The organism is Chryseobacterium gleum (genome assembly GCF_900636535.1).
GTDB lineage: Bacteria > Bacteroidota > Bacteroidia > Flavobacteriales > Weeksellaceae > Chryseobacterium > Chryseobacterium gleum.
On record NZ_LR134289.1, the window covers coordinates 2455579 to 2469772 of the forward strand.

A 14194-nucleotide genomic window follows, 5' to 3' on the forward strand; every position below is an offset into this window, starting at 1 on the left:
AAAATTTAGTGTTCAAATACCTCCAGTGTCGTATTGCAAATAATTCTATAATCCAAATACTCAGATGCCACTTTTTTAGCTCCTGATTTCATTTCTTGTAACAATTCCGGATTGCTTTTCAAATGGGTAATATGCTTAATCATATTTTCAGAAGTAATTTCGTTTGATTTCAAAATAATAATATTATTATACAAGTTCAAATACTCTGGATTTTGCCCACCTGAATCTCCAATCAAAAGGGGCAGATGCATTCCTATAGATTGTTGCCAAATGACTGATTGGCTTGCCGGATAAATCGCTAAATCACATATTGTCATTAACTCAAGGATCGAATCCCCATCAAGCCATCCTGTAAAATGTACATTTGACTTTTTAGCGATGTCCTTCAGCATATTTTCGTATTCAAGATTTTGATCACTTGCTTTACCAAATACAATTAGATGTATATTCTGATCATTTATTTGTTCAACCGCATTTATTAATACGTCTGTTTTTTTTAAGGGATCAAACTTTCCACCTGTAATTAACACAAAATCATTTTCTTTAATCCCAAATCTACTTTTGATGGTGGATGTGTCTGTACGTTCCATTATATCAATAGATTTTAAATAATCACATCCTAAGGGAAGTAATTTCATATCTTTGTAAGGTACATCATAAACCTGATTAAGAAAATCTGCACTAGCTGGAACTATAGGATAGATCGCTTTTATATATTTTATATACTTATATAAAATATATTTTCTTATTACCTTATGTAATATATTTAAAGAAATCCAACCATGTGCAGAATTACTAAAGTCTGAATGATAGTCCATAATAATTTTACAGTTCGGATTCTTTTTCACATATTTTACAGCTTCTTTTAAGTTAAGATGTATGTCATGTGCATATATTAGATCTGGCTTCTCTTGTTCTAAAATTTCATAGACTCCAGGATGCTTTTTCAATTTGTGTAATATATTTACACTATAAGGGAGTCTAATAATTTTTGCGCCTAAATGCTCAGATACTGATCCTTTTTTATCTTTATTATAATTATCATGAATGTAATCAAATACAGACTCATATGTTGATGAAATCATTACAACACTATGCCCTAATTCAATATAATATTTTGTCAAAAGATTTTCTTGGTAAGTATAATTTAATCCAAAAAAATCTTGGAGCATTACTATTTTTTTACTTTCCATTTTGTATGTTCTTACTGAGAGTTAATGATAATAAAGGCCAAAACAATAAATAATTTGCTATAGACCCTGAAGAAAAAGATGCAACAATATCCATTAGCAGTATTGCTCCAATCCAATTATAATAAGGAATTCTTATAAATTTTAACGCATTGATAAGTGCCACAATTATAATAATTATAGACATTACTCCTCCTAGAAAACCTAGTGCCATTAATGACTCAAGCACTAAGTTATGGGGGTATGTTCCCCCAAAGATAGTCTCAACAGAATCACCTAAGAAAGGATGATCAAGAAACTGATTCCATGCAGATTGAAATAACTCTGCTCTATATCGGTCACTATCATTGGAAGAAAAACCTGTTTCTTTAAACCGTTCAAAAATTAAATCTGAAATATTTAAATATTCTGGGAAAAAGCAAATCAATGTAATTACAATTGCAATGAGCAGAAAAACATATTTTTTATGAATCAGGTGTCTCGCATAAAAAAGATATACAATGACAGCAATTATGAGTTGTAATAAAGGACCTCTTGATCCTGCCATAAATAAATTGAAAAAACTCAAACCCATCCCAACAGCGAGTATAATCTTATGCCAAAGCTTATTTTTGTCTAAAAAAATAGTAAAACTAATAAAGAACATAACTGCAGCAGATTTTCCGAATGAAACTGTATTAAGAGCCGCATTTGCATCAGCTCTAACCAATACATCATCAGGAACGATCTGAGGATGTGTGATATTATTATATAGCCCCCAAATGTTAACAACGTATAAAATAATAAGTACCCATTTTCTCACTGATATAATTGTATCTTTTGAAAAATATGTGGCACAGGCAAAAGTACATATCAGGATAGAAGCAGAAAAGGCCCAATAATCTCCCAATGGAGATTCTATTGTTTTTGAAGTCAATGCTGTATCATAAAAAAGCCTTATCAAATACAGCCCCCAAAAAAAGTATATTAAAAAGTGTTGATTTGTTAATTTAGGTTTATTTTTTAAAATTACCCAAGTTCCAAGAAAAAATACAAATACCCTATAAGCTACAGATACAGGTCTTGATGACTCCATATTTAATAAACCAGGAAAGAAAGATATGAGCTCATATCCATAAAGCATCAATACTAAGAAAGTAACTTGTAATTTATTTATTCTTTCAGTGTACACCTTTTGATAATTTATTTGTAAAAATTAAGAAAATAATATTTGATAAAATAGAAACACCAGAAAATAATATCAACGAAATATAATAATCTGAAAAGAAATAATATCCCGAATAAATTGAAATAAAAACCAACAAAGCATTTGCAACTTGTAGTCTCATTAATATTTTTTGTTTACCCACTACATAAAATAACGTATTAAGGGGGGTAACAACAAATTCTATTAAAAGCATTACAGATAAGATTCTGGCAAAATACCCTGCAACTTCCCATTTGTCACCAAAAACAAAAGTGAATAACTTAGGTGAGATAATGAATACGACTAGGTATATCGGAAATGACATTAGAACAAGCTTTTTTATGGTAGATCTATAGAGGTCTTTACAATTTCCTTTTTCTCTGATTTCATCAATAGCTTCGTTTCTGAAAACATTTCCTACAGATGTTGTAATAACTATGTTTGGAAGTCTGATCATCCTATTCGCCATTGAAAAAAAGCCCACAATTGTTGTATTATATAAAACAGAAAATAATATTGGAATAAATTGTTGGCAAGCAGCAAGAGACATATCAGAAATAATCATATATCTAGGAAAAGAAGAGTATTCTTTTGCCACACTCTTTAACTCATTATGATGTGATTTTAAGAAAGCTCTTAACTCTTTATCTGTTAAAAGTAAATAAAGTATAGAACTAAAGACTCCTAATATCATCCCTACAATCATTCCATTTTTGTACCCCAGTATTCCGAAGATTATACTGAATAAGCAAGATGTAATTACTTGTATCGCATTTGAAAAAGTAATTTTTTTATATTTTTTATTTCTTTGATTCCAGTACCCTAATGCAGAATAAACAGCACCAAAAAAAATATACAGCGGAGCTATATATACCTCATTATTTGAGAGAAATTGTGTTTTATCATGAATATGAAAAACATTTTTCAATAAAAGTATCAGAACAAAGTATAATGATGAGACTGAAACAGCAATATAAATAATAAGTTTAAATATTGCTGAAGCTCTGCCATCCTCTTTTGGAAGTCCAACAGCCAATTCATAACGCCCAGTTGAAAGAACTGCCAGAAAAACGGTAAAACTTGTAAAAATAGAAAGAATACCGAATGATTCAACAGAATACATTCGGGAAAGAAGAGGAGAGGTTGCAATTACTATCAGCTGACTGATAACAGTTCCACTGGATAGTATTGCTACATTTTGTAAAAAAGAATTCGATTTTACACTATTTAAAATATTTTTAAAATTCAAAACTATTCAAACGATTTATCATTCATAATTTCTTGTTGAAAGTAACCAAACTGTTTAGCATATTTATACAATTTCAGCAACTATTGCTTTAACAATAAAACAATTATTATTTTTTCAGAGCATAAATCCTTTCTATAATGTCTACTACTTTCAACCCCTCCAAAGCATTGGTAGTAATGGTATTTCTTCCTTTCAATACATCTACTACATTTTCAATAATATAATGATGATTGGCTGCGGATCCTTTATATGCTCCATAATCATTACCTGGGTTGGTAGGCGGTAATTCCGGCATTATATAATCTTTCACGTTACAAATTTCCACTTTATCCATATATTGACCTCCGATTTTTACAGCGCCATTTTCAGCAATAATGGTCATAGAACTTTCAAGATTCTGATTCCATACTGAAGTAGAATAGTTTAGAGATCCCATCCCACCATTTACAAAATCAAAATTAACAAAACCTGAATCTTCAAAATCCGTAAGAGTTTCATGATTAAAATCTGCAAATTTTGCCTGAATATTGGTAATATCACCAAACAACCAGTACATAATATCGATAAAATGAGAAAATTGTGTGAATAGCGTTCCTCCATCCAGATCAAGTTTCCCATGCCATGATTCCGGTTTATAATATCTTTCATCACGGTTCCAGTAGCAATTAAGCTGAACCATGTATATTTTACCAAGTTTTCCGCTCTCTACCATTTCTTTTATCCATGCAGAAGGAGGTGAGTATCTGTTTTGCATTACTGCAAAAACCTGTTTATGCTTGTGCAGAGCCTGAAATATAAGTTTTTCAGCATGTTGTTTTTTCAGAGCCATTGGCTTTTCTACTACCACATGCTTTCCAGCATCTATCACTTTGTAAGACTGTTCAAAATGGAATCCGTTTGGAGAAGCAATATTAACAACATCCACATCAATCCCGGAAGTCAGGAATTCATCCAGTGAAGCAAAAAAGGGAACATTATAATTTTCAATTCCAAGGGCAGATTTATCTTTAACATCAATTAATCCTACTAATTCACATTCATCATTCCTTGAGATCATTTCGGCATGTCTTTTTCCGATATGCCCGCAGCCCACCACTGCAAATTTTATTTTTTCACTCATTTGTATGTTTTAAATTTTTGAAACTTTATTATTTTCTAATTTATATTTTTCTCCGCTTTCTTCACAAACGGCAATATTTTCTGTGTCAAACTGAAGTCTGTGCCCGAATTCGCTCATCCATCCCATCTGTCTGGCAGGGTTTCCCACTACCAATGCATAATCCGGAACTTCTTTGGTAACCACAGCTCCTGCGCCAATAAAAGCATACTGACCGATATTATGTCCACAAACAATAGTTGCATTAGCCCCTATGGAAGCCCCTTTTCCAACATGTGTTTTCAGATATTCATTCTTTCTGTTTACTGCACTTCTTGGATTTATTACATTGGTAAAAACCATTGAAGGTCCTAAAAAGACATCATCATCACATGTTACTCCTTCATAGATAGAAACATTATTCTGAACTTTCACATTTTTTCCCAAAATTACTTTAGGTGAAATAACAACATTCTGTCCAATATTACATTTTTCTCCCAAAATGCAACCTGTCATAAGGTGTGAAAAGTGCCAGATTTTGGTTCCGTTTCCTATTTGACATCCTTCGTCAATAACGGCTGTTTCATGTGCAAAAAAATCAGACATATCTGCTTTTATATTAGTTAAAATAATTCTTAATTTCTTCAATTATAATATCCAGCACTTCCTGATCAAATTCTGTATGAACAGGAAGAGAGATAACTTCTTTACAAAGTTGCTCTGTAACCGGAAGGCTAAAGCCATCTTCTACATATTGAAGAAAAGCTTCCTGCTTATAAAGAGGCAAAGGATAGTATATCATACTTGGTATATTCTTTTCTGCCAAATATTTTTGTAATCCGTCTCTTTTTCCATTTTTTACTCTTAGGGTATACTGATGAAATACATGTGTAGAATTTCCAGCTCTCCCAGGAATCTGAATTTCAGCAATCCCTTTAAGGTTTTTATCATAATAATCTGCCATTCTGTTTCGGGCAGCTGAATACTCATCCAAATGCTTAAGCTTCACTTTTAATATAGCAGCCTGAATGGTATCCAATCTTGAGTTACAACCTAAAACTTTGTGATAGTATTTCTTTTCCTGGCCATGGTTGGCAATCATTCTGATTTTGGAGGCTAATTCATCATCATTTGTCATCAAAGCTCCTCCATCACCATAGCAACCCAGATTTTTTGACGGAAAAAATGAAGTACAGCCAATATGTCCGATAGTCCCTGTTTTCCTAACAGTTCCATCTGAAAACGTATAATCTGAGCCGATTGCCTGAGCATTATCTTCTATAACAAAAAGGTTGTGTTTTTCTGCAAATTTAAGAATTTGTTCCATATCTGCACTTTGTCCATATAAATGAACAGGAACAATTGCTTTGGTATTGGGTGTAAGATATTTTTCAAGACCTTCCAGCTGTATATCAAAAGTATCTGCGTTTACGTCTACCATTACAGGTTTTAATCCTAAAAGACCAATGACTTCTGCAGTCGCTACATAAGTGAAAGCAGGGCAGATTATCTCGTCACCAGGCTGTAGGTTGAGAGCCATCATGGCAATTTGAAGAGCATCTGTTCCATTGGCACATGGAATAACATGCTTTACTCCAAGGTATTTTTCGAAATCGTGTTGAAATTCTTTTACAGCAGGACCGTTAATAAATGCTGTACTGTCTATGCATTCCTGAATACCTACATCTATGTCTTCTTTTATTTTCAGGTATTGACCTTTAAGATCAACCATTTGAATTTTCATATTTTAGTTTTTGAGTTTTTGAGTACACTTATAGGTACATTTCTTAATTCATGATAAGCTCACTTATTGTATTTCCTATAGAAAGGCAAGATGTGGCTGCTGGAGAAGGAGCATTTCTAACATGAATGATATTTCCGTTTTTCACAATGTCAAAATCATCAATTAATCCTCCATTTCTGTCGCAAGCCTGGGCTCTTACTCCCGAACCTCCTGGTACAAGGTCATTTTCCTGTATTTCAGGTAAAAGTTTTTGCAGAGCTTTTGTAAATGCAGATTTAGAGAGTGAACGGTGCATTTCTCCCATTCCCGTTTTTCCGTATTTTGCTACAATTTTCCTAAATCCGGGCCATAGCATGGTCTGCATGGTTTCGTTGAAATTGAAATCAAAAAAATGGTATCCTTCTTTTTTGAAAGCCAAAACGGCATTGGGACCGGCTTCAATATTATCATCAATCATTCTGGTAAAGTGGACACCAAGAAAAGGAAAGCTAGGATCAGGTACCGGGTAAATAAGATGTTTTACCAGGTATTTTTTTTCATCTTTGATTTTATAGTATTCTCCTCTGAAAGGAATAATGACCACATCATTTTTTTCGTTGGTCATTTTGGTTATCTTATCCGAATACAATCCTGCGCAGGAAATCAGTTTTTTGGTTTTAAATTCGGAAATATTGGTAGTGACAATAATTTCAGTCCCTTTATCAATGATTTTTTTTACTTCATTGTTAAATCTTACTTCTCCTCCCAATTCTTCAAAAAGTTCTTTTATTTTTTGAGCTATTCCCGGATAGTCGATAATTCCGGTTTGTGGAACTTTGATTGCTTTTACGCCTTCACAATGGGGCTCAATTTCACGGAACTCTTCTCTTGAAAGGTACTTTAAATTTTGTAGCCCGTTTTCAACTCCTCTCTTATAAATATTATCTAAAAGTGGTAATTCTTCCTGTGAGGTGGCTACAATTATTTTCCCGCAAAGATCATATCTTATTCCATACTTTTCAGCAAAATTAATCACCGAATTATATCCTTCAATACAATTTCTAGCTTTAAGGCTTCCCGGTTTATAATAGATACCGCTATGGATCACGCCACTGTTATGTCCAGATTGGTGCAATGCCACATCCTTTTCTTTTTCTAAAATAAGAATCTTAAAACCAGGATTTTTAAGCTTAGTCTGATAGGCTGTAGCCAATCCTACCAACCCTGCACCGATGATGATGATATCATAGCTCATGATCTGTTATAATCTTGCATCAACCAGATTTCTATCTAAACATGCTTTGGTATCAAAGACCACAGCATTTTCTTTTTTAAGCAGATCCAGATCCATTTCCAGAAATTCATTATGAGATACTGCAATCACTAAAGAATCATACTTTTTCCCTTCATGAAGAGTATCCAGAATATCAATTCCGTATTCATGCTTTACTTCTTCTTTGCTTGCCCATGGATCGTAAATATCTACATTTACTCCATAATCAGCAAGTTCCCGATAGATATCCACAACCTTGGTATTTCTGACATCCGGACAGTTTTCTTTGAATGTGACTCCTAAAATCAGTGCATTAGAATTTTTAATCACTCCACCTTTTGCGATAAGAAGCTTTACTACTTTAGCAGCAACAAATTTTGCAATGGAATCATTGACACGTCTGCCAGATAGAATAACATCAGGATTATATCCCAGCTGTTCTGCTTTGTGTGCAAGATAATAAGGGTCTACTGAAATACAATGTCCCCCTACCAACCCGGGTTTATATTTAAGAAAATTATATTTGGTACCTGCCGCTTCCAATACATCATGGGTATCGATCCCTACTCTATCAAAAATTAAGGCCAGTTCGTTTACAAAAGAAATATTAACATCTCTTTGTGCATTTTCAATGGCTTTTGATGCTTCTGCAACTTTAATACTGGGTGCTTTATGGGTTCCTGCAGTAATAATTTTCTTATATAGTTGGTCTACCTGTTCAGCAATTTCTTTTGTAGAACCTGAAGTTACTTTTCTAACACTTGTAAGCGTATTTACTTTATCTCCTGGATTAATTCTTTCCGGAGAATAACCTACGAAGAAATCTTCGTTAAACTTAAGTCCTGAATATTTTTCAAGAACCGGCACACATTCTTCTTCTGTACAGCCGGGGAAAACTGTGGATTCATAAATAACAATATCTCCTTTTTTGATAACTTCGCCTAACATTTTTGAAGCAGAAATCAATGGAGTAAGATCCGGAGCATTATATTTATCAATAGGAGTAGGAACTGTTACGATAAATACATTGGCTTCAGAAATATCAGATAGCTGGCTTGTTGCCTTATAGCCTAAAGAGCCCATAGATTCTTTATACTTTTTCAGTCCATCATTTAATTTGTTAACATCAGCTTCAAGCGTTATATCCTTTCCGTTATTAAGCTGGTCAACCCGCTGTGTATTAATATCAAAACCAAATACAGGATAGTGATTAGCAAACTCAAGAGATAGGGGAAGACCTACATACCCCTGACCTATAACCGCTATTTTATATGCTGCTATCATTAACTAAATTTATTTGTTATTTTTTGAAACCATGATTGTTCTGAATGATGGTTATAACCATAACCATATTTATTGCTATATCCTAAATTTTCCCTGCTTACATCATTAAGTACAAATCCGACATTTGTAATTTTTTTCTGATCAATATTACTGTTGGCAAATTCTAATAAAGACTTTTCTGTGTATTTAGATCTTGATACATAGATAGTAACATCAGAAAGTTCTGCAATAAGGAAAGTATCTGTAACAAGTAGCAATGGTGCAGTATCCAGAATAATATATTCGTATTTTTCTTTCAGTTGATCCAGAAGAGTCTCATAACGACCATTGGATAGCAATTCTGTCGGATTAGGAGGAATCATTCCGGAATAAATTACATCCAGATACGGATTAAAAGATGAGACATGAATAATATCTTCAAGTTTCGTCTCGTCATTATAAAGATACTCTGTAAGCCCGGCAAGTCCTTTTCTTGCAGGATTATATCTCTGAAGCTGAGGATTTCTGATATCGGATCCAATGATGATCGCTTTTTTCTTAGGATTTGCCAACGTAAGAGCCAAATTCACAGAAGTAAATGTTTTCCCTTCTCCTTTTACCGTAGAAGTAACAAATACAACCTTTCCCTTTTTTTCTTTTGAAAGCATGAAGTTCATATTGGTGATAAGAATTCTGAATGCTTCTGCCATAGGAGTAATATCGTTCATCTTGACGATTTCGGAATCTCCCTTTTCAAGACTTGGTAATTCTGCAATAATAGGCGCATGTACTAATTTCTCTAAATCATGTTTAGTGACAATTTTATTATTTAATAATTCTGAAAAATAAATAATTAAAAATGGTATAAGAAGACCTATAAACAGTGCGGCCAACAGAATAACTTGTGTTTTAGGAGCAACAGGATTTGCTGAAGCATAAGCCTGATCAATAACTCTTGCTTTAGGTGCTGTAATGGATTGCGCTATTGCTGTTTCTTCTCTTTTTTGGAGCAATAATAAATACAAATTTTCTTTAATCTGTTGCTGTCTTTCTATTCCTCTAAACATTTTTTCAATAGATGGAATTTTAGCAATTTTTCCGGAAACTTTATTCTGTTCTCCAACATATTCATTTCGGGCAAGCTCCAATCCTGTTTTATTTCTTTGAAGTGTCTCAACAATTGAGTTTCGAAGTACGTTGATTTGCTTACTTATTTCTACAACCGTTGGGTTTTCCGGAGTTGCGGATTCCAATAATCTTCCCCTGTGTAGTATCAACTGATTATATGATGCAATTCCTGAAGCTGCTTCAGCACTATTTAAGCCAATATTGGAAGGTAAAGCCTGGTATTGTCCTTGTTTAGAAATGAAAGAAATTAAAGAATTTGTTAATTCGATCTGAGCATCGAGATCCAATTGTTTTCCACGAGCTGTAGCCGAACTCTCTAAATTAATTTTAGCTTCAACCTCAAGATCGGTAAGATTATTCTTGGTTTTAAAACTTTCTTTTTCATTTTCAACCTGCCCAAGTTCAACAGAAAGTTTTTTCACTCTATCCTCGATGAAATCCAACGTTTTTCTAGATTCCAGGTTTTTATCTAAAATAGCATCATTATTATAAGCAACAACTAAAGAATTCAGGATATCTTCAGCTTTTGAAGTTTGTGGATAATTTATAGATAACCGAAGTACAGTAGCATCTTTATTAGCTAGATTTACATTTAGAGCACCAGTTAAACTATTAACCTTTGCTTCAACAGATGAAATTTTTAGTTCTAATTTATTTGTATTTGCTCCTTGCGCAGCTTTTTTGTTGAATTTATTATTTTTAGTAATAATTATATTAGCAAACGGAAGATTGATCATTCTACCGTAGCTGGAGATAATTTCTTTATTAAGCCCATCATACTGTATTAAAATCTGATCTCCTTTTAATTCTACATTTATAGGATTGGTTGAACCTTTAGATGATTTTTCGTTTACAATCTTTACATCAATAGGTGATGATTCTTTGTAAAGCTCAATACTTCTGATTCTGCCTTTAGCAATGATGGTTGTTTGAAGATTATGATTAACAACAACATCACGCATTAATTTTTTAGATTTCAGTATTTCAATCTCGTTAGAAATACTATTTGTTTTCATCCCTCCCAGACCTGATAAATCAGAAAGAACGCCTAAATCATTAGCCGATGAAGAGTTTTTTGAATCCTTTATAAGTAATGTAGTCTCTACATAATAAACTGGCGTGATAAATTTTATTGCAAAGTAACTGATTACTAATGCTATAATTGCACTAAAAATGAACCATGGCCATTTTCTTAGATATGGTTTGATTACATCATTAATACTAACCTTATTTAATTTTGTTTCTTCCTCCAAAAATTGTGAAGTTCTCTGGTTATCCATCAATCTTTATTTCTTATTAAATAAACTTACTACAACGGCAACTGCTGTAACCGCAATAGAAATAGCGGTCAGGTAAAGACCTGTATTAGGGTTTTGTTTCGCCATAACGTCTTTTGTATTGTTTGAAGAAACAATAATGGCATCCCCCTGTTTCAGATTATAATATGGAGAGTTAATTAAATTAGCATCATGTAGGTTAACACGCCCATGAGAAACAATACCATTTTCTGTTCTGATAACCAATATATCTTCTCTTTTCCCATATTGTGTCAGGTCACCAGCCATACCCAATGCATTCAAGATCGTTGCTTGTCCGTTTGCTATTGTATAGTCTCCCTGTCTATTAACTTCTCCAAGTATTGTAACTTTAAAATTAGCGAGTCTTACATTAACAGTGGGATTAATAACATATCTCGTCATCTTTTCCCTTAGTTCATCTTTAAAAGCGGTCAGACTTTTATCTGATGTATTCAGTTTTCCTAATATTGGAAAGTCAATATCTCCATTTGCATCTACTATATAAGTAGGTCCTGATAACACTGTTGTTCCTTGGTTAGGAGTATTTCCACCGGCTATTGTATTGGTTTGGATAAGTTCTGAGGAAGAATAATTCTGATTAAAAGGCTTTACAACATCCATATCTTTCGCAGTGATCAGAATAACCAACTGATCTCCTACCTGGATCGTATTTGCTGAATTTTTAGCAGATGCATTGATTGCGACCTGTTCTATATTCTGCATATAATTTAAATCATTCTTAGCTTTGGGGTTCACTTTGCAGGAAATTACTAAAGAGGACGCCAAAACTAATGCTATTATTTTTCCTTTCATTATTTTGTTAAATTGTGCAAATATACATTTATATTTTTTCTATTTATCCAAAGCCTCATAAATTGAATTATTGCTTCGGAATTCCGGCACTATTGTTTTAAGAATTCTAACCACTTCCACTTTATCTCTTCGCAGGGAAGCCTTGGTAATTTCCTTAGTAAGCCTGTCTATATCTTCAAATCCCATTGAAGGATCTTTAGAAATCATAATTTTGTCATTATGAGTAGGAAGTGTTTTTGCATCATCACTCAGAAGTTCTTCGTACAGCTTTTCTCCGGGTCTTAATCCTGTATAGATGATTTTGATATCAATATTAGGTTCGAATCCTGATAATTTGATCATTCTTTTGGCAAGATCAATAATCTTTACAGGCTCCCCCATATCAAAGACAAAAATCTCACCTCCTTCTCCCATTGTTCCTGCCTGAAGCACAAGCTCACAAGCCTCAGGAATCGTCATGAAATATCTTACGATTTCCGGATGGGTAATGGTTACCGGGCCACCAGCTTCAATCTGCTTTTTAAAATGAGGAATTACAGAACCATTGGATCCTAATACATTTCCAAATCTCGTTGTAATAAACTTGGTCACATTACCTTCTACATTCTGAAGTGACTGTACAAAAAGTTCTGCTGCACGTTTTGAAGCTCCCATTACGTTGGTTGGGTTTACAGCTTTATCTGTAGATACCATTACGAATCTGTTTACTTTATACTTGCTGGATAATTTTGCAACAATCTTTGAACCTAATATATTGACAAAAATGGCTTCATGAGGATTTTCTTCTACCAAAGGAACATGCTTATAGGCTGCTGCGTGGTATACCATTGAGAAATTATACGTCTGGAACAGAGATTCCATTCTGTGATGGTTAGAAACATCTCCCAAAACAAATTTGAAAGTGATATGAGGAAATTTCTCTCTCATTTCAAGTTCAATTTCATAAAGAGGTGTTTCAGCCTGGTCCAGTACTACAATTAAAGAAGGATTAAAAAGAGCAACCTGTCTTACAATCTCACTTCCTATAGATCCTGCACCACCGGTTACCAATACCGTTTTATCAAAATGTCTGCTTTTAACTTTCTCATTCTGAATTTTGATCGGTTTTCTGTTTAACAAATCTTCAATTTGAAGATTTTTGATAGACCCTCCTAGATCACTGTCTCTTAACTTCTGTACAGAGGGTGCTTTAAAAACATTCAGATCTTTTTCTAAAAACAAATTCACCCAGGCGTTCATCTCATCTCTGGCCATCATCTCCTTAACAATGAGAACGCCATCAACCATAAGATCGTCTTTTGAATGCTCCTCTATCTTTTCCTTCTCATAGATGGGTTTTCCTAACAGAGAAGCTCTTTTAGAATCGGTTCTCTGAGTTAAAAACCCAACTACCTGATATGGCAAACTTGGATTATCCAGAATAGCACGGGCAATCGCAATAGATTGTTCATCAATTCCCAATACCAGAATCCTTTTTTTCAGTGCACTTCTTCTGTACTCCCTTACAATATGGAAAAACTCTTTCACATATAATCTGAAAAGGAATAATCCCATAAAAGAAATTACAAAGTAAAGTATCAGATAAGGAGTAAGTATAAACTTACTTCCTGTGATCCAGAAATAGGAAAGATTTATAATTCCGATAGTCAGCATTGTGCAAAAGCACGATATCAGAAGTTTAAATAAATCTATAAATGTTGAATGGCGAATAATACCGGCGTAAGTCTTGAAGACATACATAAAAACAGCATTCACCAGAATAATAAAAGCAAAAACTAAACTTTTATCATCGTGATAGATAAATTCCTGCTTGGTAATTTTTGCGATAATGTAAGTGGAAAGAAATAAAGATATGATCAGAATAATAATGTCTATTACAAGAATTATCCATCGAGGAAGATATCTTACGTCTGAGAGATTGACAACATTATCCCCTCCAAATATTGTTTTTCTAAGAGAATTGTACATTGTCTGT

General features: G+C 33.4%; 11 protein-coding genes. All 11 read right to left on the reverse strand.

The features are described 5' to 3' along the window. Positions 1-5 precede the first annotated feature (5 nt). Positions 6-1193, reverse strand: coding sequence for a glycosyltransferase family 4 protein (locus tag EL165_RS11235; RefSeq protein ID WP_002977072.1), 1188 nt, complete (start codon positions 1191-1193; stop codon positions 6-8). Then, positions 1183-2361: an O-antigen ligase family protein gene (locus EL165_RS11240; RefSeq protein ID WP_041461403.1), complete on the reverse strand. Its 1179-nt coding sequence runs from the start codon at positions 2359-2361 to the stop codon at positions 1183-1185. The genes EL165_RS11235 and EL165_RS11240 overlap by 11 nt, the downstream gene beginning before the upstream one ends. After that, positions 2351-3625 (reverse strand): lipopolysaccharide biosynthesis protein, encoded by a 1275-nt coding sequence (locus EL165_RS11245; protein WP_041461402.1) that lies wholly within the window; start codon positions 3623-3625, stop codon positions 2351-2353. The genes EL165_RS11240 and EL165_RS11245 overlap by 11 nt, the downstream gene beginning before the upstream one ends. A 106-nt stretch (positions 3626-3731) precedes the next feature. Next, the gene (locus EL165_RS11250) at positions 3732-4745 is read right to left on the reverse strand and encodes a Gfo/Idh/MocA family protein (RefSeq protein ID WP_002977068.1); all 1014 of its coding nucleotides are present in this window, start codon (positions 4743-4745) and stop codon (positions 3732-3734) included. Positions 4746-4754: 9 nt separating this feature from the next. Continuing rightward, on the reverse strand, positions 4755-5327 hold the full coding sequence (locus tag EL165_RS11255) for an acyltransferase (protein ID WP_041461623.1): 573 nt from the start codon (positions 5325-5327) through the stop codon (positions 4755-4757). A gap of 13 nt (positions 5328-5340) precedes the next feature. Continuing rightward, on the reverse strand, positions 5341-6465 hold the full coding sequence (locus EL165_RS11260; RefSeq protein ID WP_002977063.1) for a DegT/DnrJ/EryC1/StrS family aminotransferase: 1125 nt from the start codon (positions 6463-6465) through the stop codon (positions 5341-5343). 43 nt (positions 6466-6508) lie between these two features. After that, positions 6509-7699, reverse strand: coding sequence for an L-2-hydroxyglutarate oxidase (gene lhgO / locus EL165_RS11265; RefSeq protein ID WP_002977061.1), 1191 nt, complete (start codon positions 7697-7699; stop codon positions 6509-6511). A gap of 6 nt (positions 7700-7705) precedes the next feature. After that, entirely contained in the window at positions 7706-9001 is a 1296-nt protein-coding gene (locus tag EL165_RS11270; protein ID WP_002977059.1) for a nucleotide sugar dehydrogenase, read from the reverse strand. Beyond that, a complete protein-coding gene (locus tag EL165_RS11275) occupies positions 9001-11388 on the reverse strand; it encodes a GumC family protein (protein ID WP_002977057.1) in 2388 nt (795 codons plus the stop codon). Before EL165_RS11275 ends, EL165_RS11270 begins: the two co-directional genes overlap by 1 nt. 6 nt (positions 11389-11394) lie before the next feature. After that, entirely contained in the window at positions 11395-12219 is an 825-nt protein-coding gene (locus EL165_RS11280; protein ID WP_002977056.1) for a polysaccharide biosynthesis/export family protein, read from the reverse strand. A gap of 39 nt (positions 12220-12258) precedes the next feature. Further along, the gene (locus EL165_RS11285; RefSeq protein ID WP_002977054.1) at positions 12259-14187 is read right to left on the reverse strand and encodes a polysaccharide biosynthesis protein; all 1929 of its coding nucleotides are present in this window, start codon (positions 14185-14187) and stop codon (positions 12259-12261) included. Positions 14188-14194 lie beyond the last annotated feature (7 nt).

Bases quoted from the DNA above. Each gene is read 5' to 3' on its own strand.
- EL165_RS11235 (WP_002977072.1), bottom strand. From the start codon at position 1,193: ATGGAAAGTAAAAAAATAGTAATGCTCCAAGATTTTTTTGGATTAAAT.
- EL165_RS11250 (WP_002977068.1), bottom strand. From the start codon at position 4,745: ATGAGTGAAAAAATAAAATTTGCAGTGGTGGGCTGCGGGCATATCGGA.
- EL165_RS11255 (WP_041461623.1), bottom strand. From the start codon at position 5,327: ATGTCTGATTTTTTTGCACATGAAACAGCCGTTATTGACGAAGGATGT.
- EL165_RS11260 (WP_002977063.1), bottom strand. From the start codon at position 6,465: ATGAAAATTCAAATGGTTGATCTTAAAGGTCAATACCTGAAAATAAAA.
- lhgO (WP_002977061.1), bottom strand. From the start codon at position 7,699: ATGAGCTATGATATCATCATCATCGGTGCAGGGTTGGTAGGATTGGCT.
- EL165_RS11270 (WP_002977059.1), bottom strand. From the start codon at position 9,001: ATGATAGCAGCATATAAAATAGCGGTTATAGGTCAGGGGTATGTAGGT.
- EL165_RS11275 (WP_002977057.1), bottom strand. From the start codon at position 11,388: ATGGATAACCAGAGAACTTCACAATTTTTGGAGGAAGAAACAAAATTA.
- EL165_RS11280 (WP_002977056.1), bottom strand. From the start codon at position 12,219: ATGAAAGGAAAAATAATAGCATTAGTTTTGGCGTCCTCTTTAGTAATT.
- EL165_RS11285 (WP_002977054.1), bottom strand. From the start codon at position 14,187: ATGTACAATTCTCTTAGAAAAACAATATTTGGAGGGGATAATGTTGTC.